This is a genomic window from Pseudarthrobacter adonitolis (assembly GCF_055412845.1).
In genome coordinates this window covers 84,285-106,685 of the sequence record NZ_JBVAYW010000009.1, presented here as the reverse complement: position 1 = coordinate 106,685, position 22,401 = coordinate 84,285, and the positions used below count along the sequence as shown (strand labels likewise).

General features: G+C 65.7%; 19 protein-coding genes, 2 tRNA genes and 2 pseudogenes. 7 read left to right on the top strand and 16 right to left on the bottom strand.

All coding sequences use genetic code 11. From position 1 onward, the window contains the following. Positions 1-46 precede the first annotated feature (46 nt). The 3 genes from trxB to ACZYZ4_RS11665 form a co-directional block, all read right to left on the bottom strand. The gene (gene trxB / locus ACZYZ4_RS11675; protein ID WP_463861002.1) at positions 47-1,024 is read right to left on the bottom strand and encodes a thioredoxin-disulfide reductase; all 978 of its coding nucleotides are present in this window, start codon (positions 1,022-1,024) and stop codon (positions 47-49) included. A 39-nt stretch (positions 1,025-1,063) separates the two neighbouring features. Next, positions 1,064-1,486, bottom strand: coding sequence for an arsenate reductase ArsC (locus ACZYZ4_RS11670; protein WP_463861000.1), 423 nt, complete (start codon positions 1,484-1,486; stop codon positions 1,064-1,066). An 86-nt stretch (positions 1,487-1,572) separates the two neighbouring features. Further along, positions 1,573-2,247, bottom strand: a complete 675-nt coding sequence (locus ACZYZ4_RS11665) for an arsenate reductase/protein-tyrosine-phosphatase family protein (protein ID WP_463860999.1) — start codon at positions 2,245-2,247, stop codon at positions 1,573-1,575. Between the two features lie 46 nt (positions 2,248-2,293). Here ACZYZ4_RS11665 and ACZYZ4_RS11660 point away from each other — a divergent pair, with 46 nt between their 5' ends. Together ACZYZ4_RS11660 and ACZYZ4_RS11655 are read left to right on the top strand one after the other, a co-directional pair. Then, positions 2,294-3,034: an aquaporin gene (locus ACZYZ4_RS11660; RefSeq protein WP_463860997.1), complete on the top strand. Its 741-nt coding sequence runs from the start codon at positions 2,294-2,296 to the stop codon at positions 3,032-3,034. A gap of 76 nt (positions 3,035-3,110) precedes the next feature. Continuing rightward, on the top strand, positions 3,111-3,461 hold the full coding sequence (locus tag ACZYZ4_RS11655) for an ArsR/SmtB family transcription factor (RefSeq protein ID WP_463860995.1): 351 nt from the start codon (positions 3,111-3,113) through the stop codon (positions 3,459-3,461). Between the two features lie 5 nt (positions 3,462-3,466). Here ACZYZ4_RS11655 and ACZYZ4_RS11650 read toward each other — a convergent pair. Together ACZYZ4_RS11650 and ACZYZ4_RS11645 are read right to left on the bottom strand one after the other, a co-directional pair. Then, positions 3,467-4,407 (bottom strand): annotated as a pseudogene (locus tag ACZYZ4_RS11650) (aldo/keto reductase). Next, a complete protein-coding gene (locus ACZYZ4_RS11645; RefSeq protein ID WP_463860994.1) occupies positions 4,407-6,113 on the bottom strand; it encodes a glycoside hydrolase family 13 protein in 1,707 nt (568 codons plus the stop codon). The pseudogene ACZYZ4_RS11650 and the gene ACZYZ4_RS11645 overlap by 1 nt, the downstream one beginning before the upstream one ends. Positions 6,114-6,223: 110 nt before the next feature. Here ACZYZ4_RS11645 and ACZYZ4_RS11640 point away from each other — a divergent pair, with 110 nt between their 5' ends. Beyond that, positions 6,224-7,387, top strand: a complete 1,164-nt coding sequence (locus ACZYZ4_RS11640; protein ID WP_463860992.1) for an ROK family protein — start codon at positions 6,224-6,226, stop codon at positions 7,385-7,387. Between the two features lie 16 nt (positions 7,388-7,403). On the opposite strand, the gene ACZYZ4_RS11635 is transcribed toward ACZYZ4_RS11640, so the two are convergent. The 7 genes from ACZYZ4_RS11635 to ACZYZ4_RS11605 form a co-directional block, all read right to left on the bottom strand. Then, positions 7,404-8,060: an SDR family oxidoreductase gene (locus tag ACZYZ4_RS11635; protein WP_463860990.1), complete on the bottom strand. Its 657-nt coding sequence runs from the start codon at positions 8,058-8,060 to the stop codon at positions 7,404-7,406. Between the two features lie 16 nt (positions 8,061-8,076). After that, positions 8,077-8,634, bottom strand: coding sequence for a dihydrofolate reductase family protein (locus ACZYZ4_RS11630; protein WP_463860988.1), 558 nt, complete (start codon positions 8,632-8,634; stop codon positions 8,077-8,079). A gap of 103 nt (positions 8,635-8,737) precedes the next feature. Then, the gene (gene yidC, locus ACZYZ4_RS11625; RefSeq protein ID WP_463861029.1) at positions 8,738-9,517 is read right to left on the bottom strand and encodes a membrane protein insertase YidC; all 780 of its coding nucleotides are present in this window, start codon (positions 9,515-9,517) and stop codon (positions 8,738-8,740) included. A 139-nt stretch (positions 9,518-9,656) separates the two neighbouring features. After that, positions 9,657-9,730 (bottom strand) — tRNA-Met (locus tag ACZYZ4_RS11620). Between the two features lie 62 nt (positions 9,731-9,792). Then, positions 9,793-9,864 (bottom strand) — tRNA-Thr (locus ACZYZ4_RS11615). Between the two features lie 235 nt (positions 9,865-10,099). After that, positions 10,100-12,277, bottom strand: a complete 2,178-nt coding sequence (locus ACZYZ4_RS11610; protein WP_463860986.1) for a DEAD/DEAH box helicase — start codon at positions 12,275-12,277, stop codon at positions 10,100-10,102. Between the two features lie 405 nt (positions 12,278-12,682). Continuing rightward, positions 12,683-13,339: an MOSC domain-containing protein gene (locus tag ACZYZ4_RS11605; protein WP_463860985.1), complete on the bottom strand. Its 657-nt coding sequence runs from the start codon at positions 13,337-13,339 to the stop codon at positions 12,683-12,685. A 169-nt stretch (positions 13,340-13,508) separates the two neighbouring features. Between ACZYZ4_RS11605 and ACZYZ4_RS11600 the strand changes: the two genes are divergently transcribed. Genes ACZYZ4_RS11600 through ACZYZ4_RS11585 form a run of 4 tightly spaced genes read left to right on the top strand, consistent with a single transcriptional unit; the run spans position 13,509 to position 18,068 of the window. Further along, on the top strand, positions 13,509-14,078 hold the full coding sequence (locus tag ACZYZ4_RS11600; RefSeq protein ID WP_463860983.1) for a Tat pathway signal protein: 570 nt from the start codon (positions 13,509-13,511) through the stop codon (positions 14,076-14,078). A 2-nt stretch (positions 14,079-14,080) separates the two neighbouring features. Then, positions 14,081-15,292, top strand: coding sequence for a glutathionylspermidine synthase family protein (locus tag ACZYZ4_RS11595; RefSeq protein ID WP_463860982.1), 1,212 nt, complete (start codon positions 14,081-14,083; stop codon positions 15,290-15,292). A gap of 31 nt (positions 15,293-15,323) precedes the next feature. Beyond that, positions 15,324-16,850, top strand: coding sequence for an APC family permease (locus tag ACZYZ4_RS11590; protein ID WP_463860980.1), 1,527 nt, complete (start codon positions 15,324-15,326; stop codon positions 16,848-16,850). A 9-nt stretch (positions 16,851-16,859) separates the two neighbouring features. Beyond that, entirely contained in the window at positions 16,860-18,068 is a 1,209-nt protein-coding gene (locus tag ACZYZ4_RS11585) for an acyl-CoA dehydrogenase family protein (RefSeq protein WP_463860978.1), read from the top strand. Positions 18,069-18,071: 3 nt separating this feature from the next. On the opposite strand, the pseudogene ACZYZ4_RS11580 reads toward ACZYZ4_RS11585, so the two are convergent. The 4 genes and pseudogenes from ACZYZ4_RS11580 to ACZYZ4_RS11565 form a co-directional block, all read right to left on the bottom strand. Next, a pseudogene (locus ACZYZ4_RS11580) lies at positions 18,072-19,271 on the bottom strand (MFS transporter); the annotation flags it as partial. A 16-nt stretch (positions 19,272-19,287) separates the two neighbouring features. Next, on the bottom strand, positions 19,288-19,776 hold the full coding sequence (locus ACZYZ4_RS11575; protein WP_463860976.1) for a winged helix-turn-helix transcriptional regulator: 489 nt from the start codon (positions 19,774-19,776) through the stop codon (positions 19,288-19,290). A gap of 59 nt (positions 19,777-19,835) precedes the next feature. Next, complete coding sequence (locus tag ACZYZ4_RS11570; protein ID WP_463860974.1) at positions 19,836-20,999, bottom strand: cystathionine gamma-synthase; 1,164 nt, start codon at positions 20,997-20,999, stop codon at positions 19,836-19,838. A 13-nt stretch (positions 21,000-21,012) separates the two neighbouring features. After that, positions 21,013-22,398, bottom strand: coding sequence for a cystathionine beta-synthase (locus tag ACZYZ4_RS11565; protein ID WP_463860972.1), 1,386 nt, complete (start codon positions 22,396-22,398; stop codon positions 21,013-21,015). Positions 22,399-22,401: the final 3 nt, after the last annotated feature.

Below are 22,401 nucleotides of genomic sequence, written 5' to 3'. Positions count from 1 at the left end.
GCATCCGGTGTCCATCCAGCTCACCCCCTCTCCCTACCTTGGGTGGTCAGGCGTGGGTCGGCTCTTCGACCAGCGCCGTGGCGATGCTGTCCGCGTCTTCCAGTGCGGCGAGGTAGCGTTCCGCATCGAGGGCGGCGGCGCAGCCGGTGCCAGCGGCCGTGATCGCCTGGCGGTAGCGGTGGTCCACGGCGTCGCCACAGGCGAAGACGCCGGCGAGGTTGGTGACGGTGGTGGGCGAGTCGACCTTGATGTAGCCGTCGTCGTCCAGGTCAACCTGTCCGGCGACGAGTTCAGTGCGGGGCAGGTGCCCGATGGCCACGAAGATCCCGGTGGCAGACTGTTCGCGGGTCTCCCCGGTGCGGGTGTCGGTGAGGGTGACGCCGGTGACTTTGGGTTCGCCGTGGATGGCAGTGATGGCTGAGTTCCAGGCGAAGCTGATCTTGGGGTTGTCCTTGGCCCGCTGGGCCATGATGCGGGAGGCACGCAGCTCGCCCTTGCGGACGACGACGGTCACGGACTTCGCGAACCGCGTCAGGAAGGTGGCTTCTTCCATGGCGGAGTCGCCGCCGCCGACCACGATGATGTCCTGTTCGCGGAAGAAAAAGCCGTCGCAGGTGGCGCACCAGGACACGCCGTGTCCGCTGAGCTTCTTCTCCTCCGGCAGACCCAGTTCCTTGTAGGCCGAGCCGGTGGCAAGGATGACCGCAGGTGCCTCGTGGGTCTCGCCGGCTCCGGTGACCACGCGCTTGAGATGGTCTGCCAGCGTGACGTCAGTGACGTCGTCGAACACGATGCGGGCGCCGAACTTTTCCGCCTGTTCCTGCAGCCCGTCCATCAACTCAGGTCCTTGAACGCCGCCCGGGAAACCGGGGAAGTTCTCCACTTCTGTGGTGTTCATCAAGGCACCGCCGGCGGTGACCGAGCCGGCCAGGACCAACGGGGCGAGACCCGCGCGGGCGGCGTAAATGGCGGCCGTGTAGCCGGCGGGACCGGACCCGATGATGATCAACTGTTCGGTGCTCACGAAGTTCTCTCCTGGTTCTCGAAAATGCGCGGGGGTGGGTTACTTGGCGGCCGGGATCAGCGACTCGATGAGTCCTTCGATGCGGGTCTTGATTTCGTCGCGGATGGGGCGGACAGCGCCCACGCCCTGCCCGGCTGGATCCTCGAGGACCCAGTCCTCGTAGCGCTTGCCCGGGAAGTACGGGCATTCGTCGCCGCAGCCCATGGTGATCACGACGTCGGACTCCTTGACGGCCTCGGTGGTGAGGACCTTGGGGATCTCTGCAGACATGTCGATGCCCAGTTCCGCCATGGCCTCGACGGCGGCCGGGTTGACCTTGTCGGCGGGCTGGGAGCCTGCGGAACGGACCTCAATGCCGCCCTTGGACAGCGTGGTGAGGAAGGCGGCGGCCATCTGGGAACGGCCGGCGTTGTGGACGCAGACGAACAGGACGGAGGGCTTCTTGGCGGTTTCGGTGCTCACGGGTTTCTCCTGGAATCAGAACATTGATAGTGATCGATACAGTGAGTATCAGGTTACATATTGATGCTTGTCAATATATTGCGGCATTAAGCGGCGTGCAGGCGGGGCGAGAGGTCGTCGATGCGGTGGGAAATGTCACTGAAGGCGTCCTCGAAGGCTTTGGCAGTATTGAGCCGCAGGGGATCCGGGACGGACCAGTGGATGCCTCCCAGGCCAGGGAGTTCCTCATGGGCGTTGTCGCACACGGTCACGACGAGGTCTTCATCGCGCGCCACTTGGTCCAGCCGGCGCGGGGCGAGGTCTGCGAGAGTGACGCCGTGGCGGCGGGCGACATGGATGGCCCCCCGCGCAATGCTATCCGCGGGATGAGTTCCGGCCGAGGTCGAGGGGATTTTACTGACCTGATTCCAGAGCGCGGTGGCCAGTTGCGACCGGGCACTGTTCCGCGTGCAGACGAAGAGGACACGACGGGCCCCGCGCTCAGCCCCCGGCGCCAGCCCTTCGAGCGCCCCTTGGGTAAGCCGGAAGTAGCTACGCCGCCGGTCCGCCTCGGATCGGTGACGGGTCGCCAGGCCCGCTCCTTCCAGTGTGCGCAGATGGTGGGACAGCAGGTTGGACGGCATTCCGAGCTCGGCCTGCAGTTCTGTGTGGGAAACGTCGCCCAATGTCAGCAGGTCCACAATGCGCAGCCGCGCAGGATCTGCGAGGGCGGCATGCTTTGCGACCCGCGCCTGAAAGGCTTCAACTGGCTCAGTAATCATTGGTTCAATTTTGACTGAGTTAATTTCTTGAGTCAAGCTTGTTGGCATGACTTCCAACCAGTCGCCGTTGTGGCGCCGCGCCGTCGCCGAACTGCTCGGCACCAGCCTGCTCGTAACCATCGTCGTCGGTTCCGGGATCGCCGCGCAGCAGCTTTCCCCCGATGACGTGGGCCTGCAACTGCTCCAGAACAGCACCGCCACCGTCCTGGGTTTGTCCGTCCTGATCCTCGTGTTCGGCCCCGTCAGCGGCGCGCACTTCAATCCTGTGGTCTCGCTCGTGGACTGGATGCTGGGCCGGCGAAGCGGAACCGGGTTAACCCTGCCGGAGCTCGGCACCTACGTGGCTGCCCAAACCGTCGGCGCAATCAGTGGCAGCGTTCTCGCGAACGCCATGTTTGAGGTGGGAACCTCCATCTCGGTCAAAGACCGCGTCACTACCGGGACCCTATTGGGAGAAGTCATCGCCACTGCAGGACTCGTCCTGCTGATCTTCGCCCTCGCTGCTACCAGCCGGGGCGCCCTCGCAGCTCCGGCCGTGGGTGCCTATATTGGAGCCGCGTGCTGGTTCACGTCCTCGATGTCGTTCGCGAACCCGGCAGTGACCGTCGGCCGCATGTTCAGTGACACGTTCGCCGGCATCGCACCTGCTTCCGTTCCCGGCTTCGTCCTGGCGCAGCTGATCGGAGCGGCGGTAGGCCTGGGACTGGTCGTCGTACTCTTCCCCTCCGCCGCGCGAACCGCGGACGACGTCGTTCTTCCGCACTCCTCAGCAAAGACGAGCACCTAAGCGTCGCCCGCACCGACGGGCAGGGAACGCGCACTCCATACATTGATGCTGGTCAATATTCAGGCATAATGGGTACATGAACGTGCTCCCCACCCTTGAGCCGAGTACGGAAGAAGCCTGCTGTACACCGGCAGGACACCCCGCCCTGGGCGCTGATGAGGCCAAGCAGAAGTCCCTGGTCTTCAAAGCCCTGGCCGACCCGAACCGGCTGCGGCTGCTGTCCATGGTTAAGGCCCAGTCCTCCGGCGAATCCTGCGTGTGCGACCTGACAGCGTCACTGGACCTGGGCCAGCCCACGGTCTCCCACCACCTGAAAATCCTGGTGGACTCAGGTCTGTTGCACCGCGAAAAGCGCGGAACCTGGGCCTATTACTCCTTGGTTCCAGGAGCACTTGACGACGTGGCCGGGCTTCTCACAACCCTCTGACCGCCTCAGGGGATATTGCTGCCCCGCGCAGTAACCCATAGCCCGTACCACTCGGCCCGCGTCAGGGCTTCTGCCACCCGTGCGGCGTCCGCGCAGGCAGCGATCCTTGCCGGATTCACGGTCCCGATCACCGGCGCGATCCCAGCGGGGTGCTTCATGAGCCAGCCCAGGAGGACCGCCTCCCCGGTGGTGTTGTGCTCCCGTGCCAGCTCCCCCACCAGCACTCCAGTGCCAGCTTCCGCCGCCGTCGGGTCATCCGGACCCGCACCGGTGTACAGCCCGCGGGCCAGCGCACCATAGGCCTGGAGGGTGACGCCGTTGCTCGTGCAGTATTCCAGCGTGCCGTGCGGAAAGCTGTAGTCCAGCGACTCGGCATGGTTCACCAGGACGGTACTCTCCAGCCAGGCGCGCTTCAGAAGGCTCATCTCCAGCTGGTTGGCCACCACGGGCACCTCCAGCCGATCCTGCAGGGCCTGGATCTGCGCGCCGGACATGTTGGACACGCCAAGCGCCCGCACCTTGCCCTCGGCCAGCAACTGCCCGACGGCGGCCGCCACCTCCGCAACGTCCGTCAGCGGATCGGGGCGGTGCAACAGGAGCACGTCCACATAGTCCGTCTGCAGCCTCTTCAGGCTGCCGTCGACCCGTTCCAGGATGGATTCCCGGCTGAGGTCATAGTGCGTGGCCAGCCCGCGTCGTTGAGCCGGATCCCGCCCTTGGTCTGCAGCCTGATCCGATCCCGCAGGCCGGGCGTTGCCGACAGCACCTCGCCGAAGACCGCCTCGGACTTGCCGCTGCGGTAGATATCCGCGTGGTCGAACAGCGTGATGCCGGCGGCCAGCGCAGCCTCGACGGCGGCAGCGGCCTCTTCGACATGGTCAATCCCATGCGGTTCGTCGGACCAGCTGCCACCAAGGCCCATGCATCCGTAGATGAGTTCCTGCATCAGCGCAGCCAGGCGGTACTGTTCGCCGGCAGGTTGCCCTCCTCCAGCGGGGAGCTGCTCACCAGCAGCGTTCCTGCCGGCAGTTCGACGGCGGTGTCCCCGAAGTTGGTGACGGACTGCCAGCTACCGGGGCGGCGGAAGTGCAGGACCTCGGGGTTGCCGGTCTCCACCCACTCCAGATCCTCGTTGGCCCGCAGTTGTCGGCGCAGCTTCAGTGCGGTGCGGTACAGCTCCAGGGTGGAACCCTCTGCGCCGTCCTGCGCCTCAACGGCGTACTTGCTGAACCAGTCGGGCTGGGGCAGGTGCGCGCCGCCGTCGCCAAAGCCGAACGAGGTTCCCTCCATCTTCCACGGCAGCGGCACGCGGCAGCCGTCACGGCCAATCTGCACACCGCGGTCACGGAAGAACGCTGGATCCTGGCGCTCGGCGTCGGGGATTTCCGTGACTTCGCGCAGCCCCAGCTCCTCGCCCTGGTAGAGGTAGGCCGAACCCGGGAGCGCGAGCATCAGCAGGGTAGCCGCGCGGGCACGCGACAGTCCCAGCTCCAGGTCCAGTTCCTCGGCGGGGGCGCCGGCCAGCAGCCAGGCCTTGCCGTCCTGGCTTCCGGCGTGCTTGCCGGTGCCCTGCGGCAGGCCATAGCGGGTGGCGTGGCGTACGACGTCGTGGTTGGAAAACACCCACGTGGATGAGGCACCGGTCTCCTTGGCTTCGGCCAGGTTCCGCGTGATGATTTCGCGGTATTCCCCGGCATTGAAGGCGGCCTGGAGCAGGTCGAAGTTGAAGGCCTGGCCAAGGCCTTCGGGGCTGGCGTAGCGGCCACGGCGGGTGGCGTGAACCCACGCTTCGGCCACGGCCGTGCGCGGCGGGTTGTACTCATTGAAGACCTCGCGCCATTCGACGTAGATGTCGTGGACTTCGTCGCGATCCCAGAACGGGTGCGTCCCGTCGTCGAACCCGTCCGTGCCGGTGTTGGCAGCGCTGAGCTCCAGCTGGGAAAGCAGCGGTTCGGTCAGGTCCTTGGTCAGCGCGTGGGCCACGTCCACGCGGAAGCCATCCACACCGCGGTCGGACCAGAAGCGGAGGGTCTTGAGGAAGTCATCGCGGACCTCGCGGCTGGACCAGTTCAGGTCCGGCTGCTCCTTGGCGAAGATGTGCATGTACCACTGGCCGGGCGTGCCGTCAGGTTCGGTGATACGCTCCCAGGCCGGCCCGCCGAAGACAGAGTGCCAGTCCGACGGCGGCAGCTCGCCGTTGGGGCCCTTGCCGTCACGGAAGATATAGCGTTCGCGCGCCGCGGAGCCCTCCGGCGACGCGAGTGCCTCCTTGAACCATTCATGCCGGTTGGAGGAGTGGTTGGGGACGATGTCCGCGATCAGCTTGATCCCGGCGCCGTGCAGCTCCTTGGCCATTTCGTCGAAGTCCGCCAGGGTGCCAAGTTTGGGGTCGACGTCGCGGTAGTCGTCCACGTCGTAGCCGCCATCGGCCAGTGCCGACGGGTAGAACGGGCTGAGCCACACGGAATCGATGCCCAGCGCCTTGAGGTACGGGACCTTGGCCGTGATGCCCTTGATGTCACCCAGGCCGTCGGCGTTGGAGTCGGAGAAGCTGCGCGGGTAGATCTGGTAGACCGCGGCCTGGCGCCACCAGTTGGGATCGCTCATGCGGTCGGGGTCGGACAGGGTTGCCAGCGTGGCGGTGGAATGCAAGGGAATCCTCAGGGGTTCGGGCCGGTCTGATGGACGAGTATATTTAGATAGAATCTAAATATACTCTCGGGATCATTATCCGGCCCCACTCTCTGACAGGTCAAGGACACATGCACGAAACCGGCGCCGCCACCCCGCAGCTGCTGCGGCGCGTCAATGCGCACGCCGTCCTGGGCTGCCTGCGCAACACGGACGTTGCCACGGGAACCGACCTCATGGCGCGGACGGGACTGACCCGCGCATCAGTGATCGCGGTATGCGAGGACCTTATCCGGCGGGGCTGGATCGCCGAGCTGGACTCCCCGCGCGGCGCAGGTCCGCAGAAAGGCAGGCCCGCCCGTCGCTTTGAACTGAACGCCCGGGCCGGCTTTGTCCTGGGAATCGACATCGGGGCCGCAACAACCACCGCGACGGTTGCGGATCTGCGGGGAATCATCGTGGGCACCGCGAGCGGCCGCTTCCGCACCACGGAAATCCCGGCCGCGGAACGGATCGGCGTGGTGGACCAGGCTTGCCGTGCCGCCCTGCAGGCAGCGGGCACAACGCCCGACGCCGTACTGGCAGCCGCGGCCGGCCTGGCGGCCCCGGTGGACCGCAGCGGCAAGGTTCTGGTGACCCAGCCCTTCTGGCGACAGTTCGACGTCGGTCTCCGGGCCGCCCTCGAGGATCTCCACGGCTGGACGGTGCTTTTGGAGAATGACGCCAACCTTGCCGCACTGGGGGAACGGTGGCGGGGGTCCGGCGTCGGCGTTGATGACCTGGTGGTCATCCTGGCCAGTGAGCGGATGGGCGCGGGAATAATCGAATCCGGGCGCCTGCTCCACGGACATTGCGGGGCCGCGGGCGAGATGGGATACCTCGAGATGATCGAGGGCGTAGGAAGCTCAGCCGGCATCGCCGCCCTGGCCCGCGAATGGTTTGCCCCTCCGTTGAACCCCGCCGTGGAGGCCCGCGAAGTCTTCGCGGCCGCCGCGGCGGGCGACCCTGCCGCCGTCGCGGTCCTCGACCGTCTCTCCGAGCGCGTGGCGCGGGTGATCGCATCGGTGGCCATCATGGTCAACCCGGAGCAGGTGGTCATCGGCGGGGGCGTCGCCGAATCCTCCAGCGCCCTGCTGCCCGGTATCACGGCCCTGCTGCCCCGCTTCACAGCGACGGTCCCCCGCGTCACGGTATCCCCCTTGGGCGACACGATCGTGACCGTGGGAGCCGTCCGGCACGCCCTGGACTACGTCGAGGCCCATGCGCTGGACCTGGAGCTTGCGGCCACCACGTAGGGGCGGTGGCCACGCGCTACGGCCGCGGCTCCAGTGCCGCGGCAATGGGCAGCGTGCCGTCGCGGAACTCGATGGTCCGGCCGGCCGTCTCGGGCAGGTCAAGCACCGCGGCAGCCACACTGGCCGTATTGCTGCGGGAGGTTGCCCCACTGCCTTCCCGGCCGGGGTCCACTTCGATAAGCCCTGTCCCCGGCTGATCCGTCAGAGTTCCTGGGCCCAGGATGGTCCAGGCCAGTGGCGTGCCCCGCAGGTACTCATCCGCCGCTGCTTTGGCGTCTGCATAGGCGAAGAAGCTGTTCTCCGTTGGGATGCCGTGGTCCGGTCCCGCGCCCAGGTAAGAGACCATCACATAACGCCCGACGCCGGCTTCGGCCGCCGCGTCCATCGACCGGATGGCCGCGTCACGGTCCACCGCATAGGTGCGCTCCGGACTTCCACCACCGGCCCCGGCGGACCAGACCACGGCGTCATGGCCCCTGAGTGCCTCGGCGATTGCCGCCGTCGTCGAATTTTCAATGTCCAGGACCGACGGCGTGGCGCCGGCAGCGGCGACGTCGGCCGCATGGTCCGGGTTGCGGATGATCGAGGTGACGCTGTGCCCTTCGGTGGTGAGGAGCGCGGACAGGTGGAGGGCCACTTTGCCGTGGCCGCCGATGATAGCGATGCGGGTCATGCCCCCATTCTGCCCCTCATTCACGGGTGCGGTAGCGAAGGTAGACCACGCCGTTGCCGAACCTGTGCTCTTCGAGGAGTTCAAGCTTCAGATTCTGGCCGCCAGGCAGGAAGCGCAGGCCCCCTCCGACCGCAACCGGGTTCAGGAACAACTGGCATTCGTCCACCAGTCCCGCCTGGAGCGCGGCGGCGGCCAGGGTGGGGCCGCCGATACTGATGTTCGTATCGGTAGTGCCTTTCAGTTCCCGGACAGCGCCAGGATCAAAGGTCCGCTCAATCCTGGTTTTGGCAGTGGACGCACCGGTGAGCGTGGTGGAGTAGATAACCTTGTCTGCCCCTTGCCAGATGCGCGCGTAGTCCCGGATGTAGTCCGGCTGATCGGGGGTATCGAAGGTTTCCCACACAGACATGACCTGGTACATACGGCGGCCGAAAAGGTAGGTGCCCACATCGCGTTCGAGATCATTGACGAACGTATGGACTTCCTCGTCTGGCTCGCTCCAGCTGAAGTTGCCGTCCAGGTCCGCCACGTAGCCGTCCAGGGACGCGATGCCTGAGTAGATGAGCTGGCCCATGCGGCCCATTATGCCGCCGTCGCCCGGTGTTGGGTAGGCGCGCCCGCGCTGAGGGGTGGGCTCTCGGCGCTATGCCCCGTCCTTAGCGCCGAGAGCTCGCCACTCACTTAATGAAGAACTGTTGCGCCAAGGTCCAGAGGTTGGTGGTGGTCCAGTAGATCAGGACGCCGATCGGAAAGAGGACGCCGCCAACGCCGAAGATGAGCGGCAAGACATACAGGATCATCTTCTGCTGTCGCATCAAGGGATTATCCGCGGATTCCTCAGGCATACTCCTGGCCATGATCCGTCTTTGCGTGATGAACTGTGCGGCCGTCATGGCCAGGATCATGAGGATAGTCAGGACTGCTACCGCGGCCGGATCACCCCCGCCGTGCAGCACCGACGCTGACAGCGGGGCGCCCAAAATGCTCGACTCGTCGAACTGCACCACCTGCTCGTGACTCATCGCTCCGATGCCCTGGTCTTGCCTGGCTGCACCTGTGATTCCGGAAAGGACCTGGAAGAGGGCGAAGAAGAACGGTACCTGGATCAGCACGGGCAGGCAGGCGGAGAGAGGATTGGTCCGGTGTTCCTTGTACAGGGCCATCTGCTCCTGCGCCATGGCCTGCCGGGACAGCTGATCGGTCCTGCCCTTGTACTTGTCCTGCAGCTTCTTCAGGTCCGGTTGCAGGAGCCGCATCCGGCGCTGGGCGTTGACCTGTCTCAGGAACACTGGAATCAAGGCGGCACGAATGATCAGCACCAGCCCGATGATGGAGAAAGTCCACGTCCAGCCGTTCGCAGCAGGCATGCCGATAGTGCTCAAGACATCGTGGAACCAAACCATGATGGCGGACACCAGCCACTTGAACGGAACCATGATTGTTTCGAAGAAGTCCACCGATATCCCCATCGCCAAGTGCTGCAAAGCTACGGCGAAAAGCCTCGCTTGTCACTGCCTAGCGCCATGGAAACACGCTAGCTCGGCTGGAGAACAGAAAAGCCCCCGGAATCTCGTGGGATTCCGGGGGCTTAGCCTGTAGCGGTGGGGAGGCTCGATCTCCCGACCTCACGATTATGAGTCGTGCGCTCTAACCAACTGAGCTACACCGCCACGAATGAGAAAAACCTGCGCCAAGCCGGTCAAAAACCGCCTTGACACAGGCCCTCATCCAGAGCCCCCCACCGGAATCGATCCGGTGACCTCGTTCTTACCAAGAACGCGCTCTACCACTGAGCTAGGGGGGCAACGAGTAAATACTCTACCGGAAGATTTGGCCACCAACAAATCGGCTTCCGAAGGATGCCAAAAGCGCCAAAAGTGCCGGAAATTCGGGCTCCCTGGGGCCTTCGGACGGCCAATGAACCGGCCCGGGGACGGATCCCTAAGAGGATGTGACCAAGCGAACTTAAGCGGCAAAGTTAAAGCAGAACGGGCCGGCAGGAAGCCGGCCCGTTCTCAGTTCACTTTAGGAAGCAGTGATTACCACTTGTTGCGGGGCTTGAAGCCGCCTTCGGTGCGCGGCTTGCGTGCCGCGTCGGTGCCCACGCTGCGCTCGTTGCGGTCGCTGAAGGAGCGGCCGCCGCGGTCAGCGGAGCTACGCTCGCCGTCGGTCTTGCGGAATTCCTTCTTGAACCCGCCGTTGCCCTTGAAGTTGCCGCCACGGTCTCCGCTACCGGAGCCACCGCCGGAGTAACCGCCGCGGTCGCCGCCACGGTTGCCACCACCGGAGTATCCGCCGCGGTCGCCGCCACGGTTGCCCTGGTAACCGCCGCCGTCGCCGGAGGGCTTGCGGCCGTTGTCCAGCTCGAGATGGATCAGCTCGCCGCCGATCCGGGTGCGGGACAGCGCCTTCAGCTGGTCGGCGCTAAGGTCCGCCGGGAGCTCCACGAGGGAGTGGTCCGCACGGATGTCGATGCCGCCGATGTTGGCCGAGGAGATGCCGCCTTCGTTGGCAATGGCGCCAACGATGGAACCCGGCATAACGCGCTGGCGGCGTCCGACGGCGATCCGGTAGGTGGCGTTGCCCTCGGTGAGGGTACGGGTCGGGCCACGTGAGCCGAAGCCGTCCTTGGAGCGCTCGCGCTTCTGGAAATCGGGAGCTGCGGCCAGTTCCTTGACCAGCAGCGGCTGTCCACCCTGGGCCATCACGGCCAGCGCGGCAGCGATTTCCGAAGCCGGCACGTTGTGCTCTTCCTCGTAGGAGGAGATGAGGTCGCGGAACGGGGCAACGTCCTCGGACGCGAGGGTCTCCGTGATGCGCTCGGCGAACTTGCCCAGGCGCAGCGTGTTCACGCTCTCGGCCGTGGGCAGGTGCATCTGCTCTACCGGCTGGCGGGTTGCCTTCTCGATGGAACGCAGCAGGTACTTCTCCCGCGGCGTCATGAACAGGATGGCGTCGCCGGAACGGCCTGCACGGCCGGTGCGGCCGATGCGGTGGACGTAGGACTCGGTGTCGTGCGGGATGTCGTAGTTGACCACGTGGCTGATGCGCTCAACGTCAAGGCCACGGGCCGCGACGTCGGTGGCCACCAGGATATCGATGCGGCCTTCCTTCAGCGCCTCGACAGTGCGTTCGCGCTGCTGCTGCGGGATGTCGCCGTTGATGGCTGCAGCCTGGAAGCCGCGGGCCTTCAGCTTGTCAGCCAGGTCCTCTGTGGCCATCTTGGTGCGCACGAAGGCGATGACGCCGTCGAACTCTTCGACCTCGAGGATGCGGGTCAGGGCGTCAAGCTTGTGCGGGCCCATGACCTGCAGGTACCGCTGGCGGGTGTTGGCGCCGGTGGTGGTCTTGGACTTGACCGAAATCTCGGCCGGGTTGTTCAGGTACTGCTTGGACATGCGGCGGATCTGGCTCGGCATGGTGGCCGAGAACAGTGCAACCTGGCGGTCCGACGGGGTCTGCTGGAAGATCTGCTCCACGTCTTCGGCGAAGCCCATGCGCAGCATTTCGTCGGCCTCGTCCAGCACCAGGTACTGGAGCTCGGACAGGTCCAGGGAACCCTTGGAGATGTGGTCGATCACACGGCCGGGAGTACCGACAACAACCTGGGCACCGCGGCGCAGGCCGGCGAGCTGGGGGCCGTAGGCGGAGCCGCCGTAGACGGGGAGGACGGTGAAGTCATCGATGTGCTTGGCGTACGAGGTGAAGGCCTCGGCAACCTGGAGCGCGAGCTCGCGGGTCGGGGCCAGGACCAGGGCCTGGGTCTTGCGGGACGGGCCGTTGAGGTCGTGGAGCTCGGCCAGGCGGGACAGTGCCGGTACTGCGAATGCTGCAGTCTTACCGGTGCCGGTCTGGGCGAGGCCCACGACGTCGCGGCCTTCAAGCAGCAGCGGGATGGTTGCTGCCTGGATGGGGGAAGGCTTTTCGTAGCCGACATCCTGCAGGGCGGCGAGGACGCGGCCGTCGATGCCGAGATCGGCGAACTTGACGCCCTCTTCTTCGGCTTCCTCGGCCTTGGCGGGGGCTTCTTCGACCTTGGCAGCAGGCGCCTCGGTCTGAGCGGCGGGCGACTCTTCGACCTTGGCGGGGGCTTCAGCTTCAGTGGCGGCGGGCTCTGCTGCGGGGGCAACGGCCTCGGTGAATTCGACTGCGACGGTTTCGGCCGTTACTGCTTCGGCGGTGAAAGCTGTCTCGTCGTTGGTCTGATTTTCAGGCATAGGGAAATTTCCTCATCCATAGGGGGCCAGGCGGCACAACCCGAGGTGAGCGGAGCCGCAATACGTGTGCCGTGGGTGCCGGGCATACATTGACCGGCCGGTCACTTAGAAGTCCGGCGCTTTCGCAATCCCGTGGCAGGACTTCCCGCTGCATCTCTTGGCTGCTATCCCAGCAGTCTGTACAGCGTTTTCTTTAGCCGGCTCTCCCTATGAAAATGCCCGCATCACAATGGCGGGCCCCAACACTTGCCAGTCCTGCCTCAAAAATTGGGCAGGAATAAGGGATTTCCGGAGTGGGGGATGTTTCAAGTGTAAGGTACGGATCCGCTTTGCGGCTAATTGAACGTACGACGACGGAGGTGAGCTTGCGCACATAGCTCCCCTGCCCGCGACTCCAGCGGGCCGTTACCGGCCTGACCGCCGTATCAGGGCTTCGAATTTCTGGCTGAATTCGGGTTGCTGCAGGCGGATCTCGCCGTCGGCGTCTGCGTCCCGGAGGATTTCCATGGACTCCAGGTCAGGCTCGCTGAACCACTTGCCGACAGTGATGCCGTGGTTGGGCACAAAGACACGGTGGATGTGGGCCCCGGTCTGGATGCTGCCGGTGCGGATCACCCTGAGGTAGGCGCCCACGCGCCCTGCCTCCGTGAAGCGCTTGACGAAGCGGGGTTCGTCAAGGCGCCGCTGGAAGGTGGCGCAGGGCGTGCGCGGGGAGGTGACTTCCAGCTCCACGTCCAGCCCGATCTTCCAGCGCTCTCCAATGATGGCACCGGTGGTTTCGATGCCGGACACGCGAAGGTTTTCGCCGAAGATCCCGGGCGGAAGATCGCGCTGGAGCTCGCCGGCCCAATAGTCCGCGTCTTCCTGGGAGTAGGCGTAGATGGCCTGGTCCTCCCCGCCATGGTTGATCCGGTCCGCCTGGACGTCGCCGTGCAGGCCCAGCCTGTGAACACGGACCGGGCCCTCCACCGGGCGCTTGTCGATGGCCGTGACCCCCACGTTCCCCTCATCGGCAAGGAGTTGGTGGACGCGGCAGATGGCAAGCACAGATGCGGTTTCCATGGCTCCAGTGTAGGTTCCCGGGCCCGCATTGGGACTCTGCGGCAGGGTGGGGACTTCTCCCCCGGTTTCCTCTCGCAGCTGGCCAGGGCAGCGGCTAGGCTGAACTTAGGATTGAGCTTCCGGCGCACAGCTGCGCCCACATTCAGCATGGACTACCAGGGGGGACGTCATGGACCCGGAAAAGGACCAAGGCAACGGTCCGGACAAAGACCAAGCCAAGGTCCAGGGCGCGCCGAAACCGCCGCCCTGGCAGGTTCCCAAGCCGGAGTTGCGTCCTGAACTCCTGAATGAACCCATTCCCACGGTTGATCCCTTCGCCCGGGACCGCGAGCGCCAGGCCCATGATGTGGCCGCGCGCAAGAAGCGTTCCCAGCGGCGGACCGTTGTGGTGGGGTTGGGTGTCACTGCGCTCCTCGCGGGCACCATCACCGCCGTCGTGGCCAGCAACCAGGACGAGGCCGACTACGCCCAGGTCTGCTTCAACGACGAAACCGGCGAGCGCGTGGAGGACACGCAGTGCAACAGTTCGGCCGGCCGCAGCGGTGCACTCTACGCGTGGTACTTCTACTCCCGCGGCGCCAGCGTTCCCGGGGTGGGTCAGAACCGGTCCTCGTACCCGAGCTACACCAGCACCATCCCCAGCGGCGCCAAGGCGTCCACCGGGTACAGCACTAAGGGCGGAACGGTCAGCAGGGGCGGCTTTGGCAGCAGCTCCAAAGGTGGAAGCACGGGGGGCTAGGCGTGAAGCGGTTGTTATCGGAGCCCAGGCCTGACTGGAAGCAGAAGATCGAAGAGCAGGGCCTGGTCTTCTCCACCACCACCATGCCCGACGGTAAGAAGATCGAATACTGGAACGAGGCCGCCTACTACGAATTCACCATGGACGAGGTTGAGACGCTGGAGGTCACGGCCGAGGACATGCACAAGATGTGCCTGGAGGCAGCCAAGTTTCTGGCCACGGGCGCCATGGGGAACATCGGCATCGGTCCGCAGGCGCTGGAGCTCGCGGCTGACTCTTTGCAGGCCGCGGACATGGACGTCTACGGGCGCTTCGACTTTATCTATGACGGCCAGGGCGGGCCCGCCAAGATGCTGGAGTACAACGCCGACACCCCCACCGGCCTGATCGAGGCCGCCGTCGCGCAATGGTTCTGGCTGCAGGACGTGTTCCCGGAAAGGGACCAGTGGAACGGCATCCACGAGGCCCTGATCCGTCAGTGGAAGAAAATGCAGTACCGCACCGGAATGAGCACGCTCCACATTGCCCATTCCGAGGCTGAGGAGTCCGGCGAGGACTGGATGACGGCCGGATACATGCGGGACGTGGCCAGCCAGGCGGGCTGGACCACCATCGGCATCAACATGTCCGATATCGGCTGGGATCCCAACCTGAACCGCTTTGTGGACCTGGACAACTTTATGATCAGCACCATGTTCAAGCTGTACCCCTGGGAGCTGATGATGAAGGAGCCGTTCGGGCACCGGCTGCTGCAGCGCGCACACAATCCCCGCTGGGTGGAGCCTGCGTGGAAGATGCTGCTCTCCAACAAGGCCTTGCTGGCCGCGCTGTGGCACCTGTACCCGGACCACCCCAACCTGTTGCCCGCCTACCTCAACGAGCCCGGGCCCCTGAAGGAATGGGTGGCCAAGCCGCTGCACGGGCGCGAAGGCGACAACATCAGGATCCATGCCCCGGGCATCAGCCTGGAGCAGCCGGGCGGGTACGGCCGTGAGGGCTGGTGCTACCAGCAGTTCCATGCGCTGCCGGACTTCGACGGCAACCACCCCGTCCTTGGCCTGTGGGTGGTGGACGGCGAGTCAGTGGGCTGCGGGATCCGGGAATCGGACGGCCCCATCACCGATTACTTCTGCCGTTTTGTGCCCAACACCATTGACGCCCCAGCGCCGCTTGCAGCGCAGGCCCACTCCAGCAAGGCAGGTATCGCACTATGAGCCCCCTGATATTCCCGAGCCCGGTGACCGTATGAGTGCGGAGACGACGACGGCGGGCGGCGCTTCCGGCGGATCCTCCGGTGGCGCCGTCCCCGCCAAGGGGCTCCGCGCGGGGATCCTGGACCTCGGCGACTCGGTCATGCTGGGCCTCGCGTCTACGGCACCGGTGTATTCGCTGGCCGCCACGCTGGGCCTGATCGTGGCCGTCAACGGAAACTACACTCCCCTGATCCTGGTCCTCGGGTTCATCCCCGTCCTGTTTATCGCCTACGCCTTCCGTGAGCTGAACAGCGCCATGCCGGACTGCGGCACCACGTTCATCTGGTCCCGCCGGGCGTTCGGTCCCTGGGCCGGTTGGCTGGGCGGCTGGGGTGTTGCCCTGGCCGGCATCGTGGTACTGGCCAACCTGGCACAGATGGCAGGCCAGTACCTGTGGCTGCTGATCGGCGACGGCTCGCTGGCCGAAAACAAGGTGGTGGTCACGGCCACCGGTGTGCTGTTCATCGTCTTTATGACCCTGGTGAATTTCCGGGGCATCCGGCTGGGTGAGCACGTCCAGCGCGTCCTGACGTACGTGCAATACGTCTCGCTGGGCATCTTCGCGCTGGCCATCATCGTCAGGATCGCGGGCGGGGCACCGGAGGGACAGGCGTTCGATTTCGAGTGGTTCAACCCGGCCGGCGCCTTCGCGGACCCGTTCGCCGTGGTGCACGGTTCGCTCCTTGCCCTGTTCATCTACTGGGGCTGGGATACCTGCCTCGCGGTGAACGAGGAGACCGAGAACCCGTCCACCACGCCGGGACGTGGCGCCGTGATTTCAGCCTTTGCCCTGGTGGCCATCTATGTCTCGGTGGCCCTGCTGGTGATGATGTACGCCACGGTAGGCACCGAGGGCATTGGCCTGGGCAACGAAGCGAACCAGGCCGACGTCTTCCTGGCGATGAAGGACGTGGTCCTGGGTCCGTGGGCCTGGCTGATTGTGGTGGCCGTACTGGCTTCGGTCCTGTCTTCCACGCAGACCACCATCCTGCCCACGGCCCGCGGCACACTGTCGATGGGCGTGCACGGTGCGCTGCCGCCTAAGTTCGGCGAAGTCCACTCGCGCAACCAGACCCCTGGATTCTCCACCCGGGTGATGGGCGCAGCGGCCGTGGTGTACTACGTGGCCATGAGTTTCCTCAGCGAAAACCTGCTCTCCGATTCCATCAGCGCCATCAGCCTGTTCATCGCCTTCTACTACGCGCTGACGGGCTACGCGTGCTTCTGGTATTTCCGCGGCACCTTCCGCGAATCGGCCCGCAACCTGTGGTTCCGCGGCATCCTTCCGCTGTTCGGTGCAATGATCCTCTCAGCGGCGTTCTTCATTTCCGCCGTCCAGATGTGGGATCCGGCGTACGGTGACACACAGATATTCGGTGTCGGCGGGGCGTTTGTCAGCGGCGTGGTGCTCCTGGCCTTGGGCGTCGTCCTGGCCGTGGCCTGCCGGTTCCTGCCGTCAACGCGGGAGTACTTCACCGGAAAGCCGACGGCGGCGGCCGCCAGATCGACCTCGGCTTAAGATACTCAGATGAGCGACGCTGAAGTCACCGCCGAAGTACCCGCCGCACCGGACCCGTCGGACATCCTGGCCCTTGATGCGCTGCTGAGCGCTGACGAGCGTGCGCTCAGGCAGCGAATCCGAGATTTCACCGACCAGCGGATCAAACCGAACATCGCCCGCTGGTATGACGACGCCGTCTTTCCGCTGGAGCTCGCTACCGAACTCGGCGAACTGGGCGTCCTGGGAATGAACCTGGAAGGCTACGGCTGCCCCGGCCGTACCGCCGTCGAATACGGCCTGGCCGCCATGGAACTCGAGGCCGGCGACTCCGGGATCCGGACTTTTGTTTCGGTGCAGGGATCCCTGGCGATGACGGCCATCCACAAATGGGGTTCGGAGGACCAGAAGCAGGAGTGGCTCCCCCGGATGGCGGCCGGCGAGGTCATCGGCTGCTTCGCCCTGACCGAACCCACGGCGGGGTCCGATCCGTCCTCCATGACCACCTTTGCCCGCCGGGACGGTGCCGGGGACGACGCAGGCTGGGTCCTGGACGGCGCCAAGCGCTGGATCGGGCTGGCCTCGGTGTCCGGGGTGATGGTGGTGTGGGCCAAAACCGACGACGGCATCCGCGGCTTTCTGGTGCCGGCCGGAACGCCGGGCGTGACGGCCACCCCCATCGCACAGAAGCTGTCCATGCGTGCCTCCATCCAGTGCGATGTGGTGTTCGACGGCGTCCGGCTGGGACCGGAGGCCATGCTGCCGGGCGCGCTGGGCCTGCGCGGGCCGTTTACGTGCCTGAACGAGGCCCGCTACGGGATCGTCTGGGGTGCCATGGGCGCCGCGCGTGATTCCTACGAGGCCGCCCTGGCGTATTCCCTGGACCGGCTGCAGTTCGGCAAGCCGCTGGCCGGGTACCAGCTCACGCAGGAAAAGCTGGTGAACATGCTGCTGGAGATCCAGAAGGGCACCATGCTGGCCTTCTATCTGGGGCGCCTCAAAGACGAGCACAAACTGCGGCCCGAGCAGATCTCGCTGGGCAAGCTGAACAACGTGCGCGAGGCCATCAAGATTGCCCGCGAAGCCCGTTCCATCCTCGGCGGCAACGGCATCACACTGGACTATTCTCCGCTGCGGCATGCGGCCAACCTGGAATCCGTCCGCACCTACGAGGGCACTGACGAGGTCCACACGCTAGTGCTGGGTCAACACATCACGGGCCTCGGCGCGTTCCGGTAGCAGCTACGCGACCCCTGCCGGGACCGGTTCCTTGGCGGCTGCGTCCTTCCGGATGGTCGCGCTGATCACGGCGGCGATGGTGCACATCGCGGCCGCGCCGAGCCAGGCGTAGGTGTACTGGCCGGTGGCGTCGCGGATGGCGCCGGCGCCGAGGGCAGCGGCGGCCGCGCCCAACTGGTGGGCCGCGAACACCCAGCCGAACACCACGCTGCCGTCGGCGCCGAACGTTTTCCGGCAGATTGCCGCGGTGGGCGGCACCGTAGCCACCCAGTCCAGGCCGTAGATCACCACAAAAACGATCATGCTCGGCTGGACGGTGGAGCTCAGGAGCAGCGGCAGCACCAGCAGTCCGATCCCCCGGAACTGGTAATAGACGGCCAGCAGGATTTTGGGGTTGTAGCGGTCGGTCAGCCAGCCGGAGGCGATGGTGCCAAGGATGTCGAAGATCCCGACGACGGCGAGCAGCCCGGCCGCTGTGGTTTCGGGCATGCCGTGGTCGTGGGCGGAGGGGATGAAGTGGGTGCCGATCAGCCCGTTCGTGGTGGCCCCGCAGATCGCGAATCCGGCCACGAGCGCCCAGAACGTCCGCACTGTGCTGGCCCGCTTGAGCACCTGCAGGGCGCGCACTGCGGCGTTGCTGCTGCGCCCACTTTCCACGGGGTCCGCTGCCGCAGCAGGGGCCGCAGCCGTTCCCTCCTCAGGTGCCGTTTCACCGTAAGGCAAGGCGCCGACGTCGGCCGGTGAGTTCTTGAGGAACTTCAGCACCAGCGGAACCACTGCCAACGCGCCTGCGGCGATCAGCAGCGATGCCTGCCGCCAGCCCGGATCCTGGGCCAGCATGGCGATGAACGGCAGGAACACCAGCTGGCCGGCTGCGCTGCCGGCGGTGAGGATGCCGATCACCAGGCCCCGGCTCTTGGAGAACCAGGTGTTGGCGATGGTGGCGGCGAAGACGAGGGCCATGGAGCCGGTGCCCAACCCAATCAACAGTCCCCAGGTCAGGAGGATCTGCCAGGACTGGTTGACCAGCACCGTGAGCGCGCTGCCGGCGCCGATCATCACCAGGGCGGTGGCGGCGACGGCCCGGATCCCGAACCGTTCCATCAGGGCCGCGGCGAAGGGAGCGGTCAGGCCAAACAGCACCAGGTTGATGCTGACGGCTGCGGACAGAACGGTGGACCAGCCGAACTCCGTCGCCGGCGGGTTGTTTCGGTGCCGCTCATGCGGCGGTGGCCAGTTGCACCGGCGCGTCCGTCCGGGTGAGGCTGTGCCAGCTCGTGTTCGCGGCCGTGAGCCGCTCCCCGCAGCCGGTGCAGGTGTCCGCGGAGCTGGTCCGCTGGCCGCAGCCGGAGTGGATGACATACATGTGGGCCTGGTCCGAGGGCCCCGGGAGGTGCTTTTCCGCCCACATGACCACAGCGTTCAGCACCGGGAGGGCGTCCTCACCCTTAGGAGTCAGGACGTACTCCTGGCGGGGGCGGCCGCCGTCGTCGTACGCCTTCTTCTTGAGCAGCCCCGACTCCACGAGACCCACCAGGCGCCTGGTGAGTACCGAGTCCGCGACGGCGAGCCGGGACTTCATGGCGTCGAAACGCCCGTTGCCGAAAAAGACCTCGCGGAGCACGAGCAGGCTCCAGGGGTCACCCAAAATGTCGAGACCGCGTGCCAGGCTGCAGTTGCGCTGGGACCAGTCGGAGCGGAGTACCATAAAGTCACCCTAGCTAACTTTCTTGAAGAAAGCCAGGGTGCCAGTGTTCGGAGAGGGTACTACTTGAGGAAGGTGAAGGCCCGCTCCAGATCGGCGATGAGGTCTTCCACGTCTTCGATGCCGCAAGACAGCCGGATCAGGTTGACGGGAACAGCCAGTTCAGTGCCCTTGACCGATGCGTGGGTCATCTCCGAGGGGTAGTTCATCAGCGATTCGATGCCGCCCAGGGATTCCGCCAGCGTGAACACCGACGTGTTTTCCGCAACGGTGCGGGCAGCCGCTTCGCCACCCTTGAACTGGACCGACACCATGCCGCCGAACTTCTTCATCTGCTTCTTCGCCAGCTCGTGGCCGGGGTGGGAGGGCAGGCCCGGGTACAGGACGGCCTCCACCTCGGGGCGTTCGAGCAGCCATTCGGCCACGGCCTGGCCGTTGTCGCTGTGCCGGTCCATGCGCACGCCGAGCGTCTTCAGGCCGCGGGTGGTGAGGAACGCGTCCATCGGGCCGGACACCGCACCCACGGCGAACTGCACAAAGCCGATCTTCTCCGCGAGGTCCGCGTCGTTGACCACAACGGCGCCGCCCACCACATCGGAGTGCCCGCCGATGTACTTGGTGGTGGAGTGAACCACGACGTCGGCACCCAAGGCGAGCGGGGTCTGCAGGTAGGGGGACGCGAAGGTGTTGTCCACCACGAGGAGGGCCCCGGCGTCGTGCGCTACCGCGGCGAGCGCCTCGATGTCGGTGATCTTCATCAGCGGGTTGGAGGGGGTCTCCACCCAGACGAAGCGGGTTTTGTTCGCGGCCACAGCTTTGCGCACCGCATCCACGTCCGCCATGTCCACGGGGGTGTTGCCGATCCCCCAGTCGCCGAGCACGCGGCTGATGAGCCGGTACGTGCCGCCGTAGGCGTCGTTGCCGAGCACAATATGGTCGCCCGGCCGGGTCAGCGCCCGGATCAGCGAGTCCTCCGCTGCAAGGCCGGAGCTGAAGGAGTAGGCGTGGGTTCCGCCTTCGAGGGCCGCAAGCTGCTCCTGCAGGGCGTCACGGGTGGGGTTGGTGCCGCGGCCGTATTCGTAACCGTCGCGGAGCCCGCCGATGCCGTCCTGGGCGTAGGTGGAACTGAAGTGCACCGGCGGGACCACAGCGCCGGTGCGGGGCTCGAAAGCCTGGCCGGCGTGGACGGCGCGCGTGTTGAAACCCTGGTTTTCAGAAACAGACATGGAGTTCCTTTAGCTAGTTGCTGAGGTAGGCGAGGAGGTCGTGGCGGGTGAGGATACCCACGGGGGCGCCGACGAACGTCACCATCACGGTGTCCACGTCGGAAAGCAGCTCGCGGGCTGCGGAGATGGTTTCCAGCGAGCCCATGACCGGCAGGCGGGGCCCCATGTGCTCGGAGATCTTGTCCGTCAGCTTGGCCTCGCCGCGGAACAGCTTGGAGGTCAGGGTGCGCTCATCCACGGCTCCGAGGACCTCGCCCATCACCACGGGCGGTTCCTGCGAAAGGACCGGGATATGGCTGACGCCGAACTCGTTCATGATGTTGATGACGTCGCGGACGGTCTCGTTGGGGTGGATATGGACCAGATCCGGCAGCTCGCCGGTCTTGGACTTGATGACCTCGCCCACGGACGCTTCTTCGCCGCCGGAGAGGAAGCCGTACGAACGCATCCACTGGTCGTTGAAGATTTTGGCCAGGTAGCCGCGGCCGGAGTCGGGCAGGACGACCACCACCACGGCGCTTTCGGGGAGGTCTCGGGCGGTCTGCAGCGCGGCCACCACGGCCATGCCGGACGAGCCGCCAACCAGCAGCCCTTCCTCGCGGGCCAGCCGCCGGGTCATGGCGAAGGAATCGGCGTCGGTGACGGCGATGACGTCGTCCGGGACGGATTTGTCGTAGTTGGCCGGCCACATGTCCTCGCCGACGCCTTCGACGAAGTACGGGCGCCCGGTGCCGCCGGAGTAGACCGAACCTTCGGGGTCCGCCCCGATGATCCTGACCCGGCCGCCGCCGGCCTCCGGACGGTCCGCCGAGATCTCCTTGAGGTAACGGCCGGCGCCGGTGATGGTGCCGCCAGTGCCGGCGCCGATCACGCAGTGCGTCACCAGGCCGTCCGTGTCCTGCCAGATTTCCGGTCCCGTGGTCTCGTAGTGGCTGCCGGGGGCGGCCGGGTTGGAGAACTGGTCAGGTTTGTAGGCGCCCGGAATTTCCGTGACCAGACGGTCCGAGACGCTGTAGTAGCTCTGGGGGCTGTCCGGGGCGACGGACGTGGGTGTGACCACGACTTCGGCGCCGTAAGCCTGAAGCACGGCGCGCTTGTCCTCGCCCACCTTGTCCGGCACCACGAAGATGCATTTGTAGCCTTTTTGCTGGGCGACGAGCGCCAGACCCACGCCAGTGTTGCCCGACGTCGGCTCAACGATGGTCCCGCCGGGCAATAGTTTGCCGGTCCGTTCGGCCTCTTCGATCATTTTCACCGCGATGCGGTCCTTGATGGAGCCGCCGGGATTGATGTATTCCAGCTTGACCAGGACAGTGGCTTTGAGGCCTTCCGTCACGTGGTTGAGCTTGATGAGCGGCGTATTTCCGATGAGGTCCAGGACGGACTGCGCGTACTTCATAGG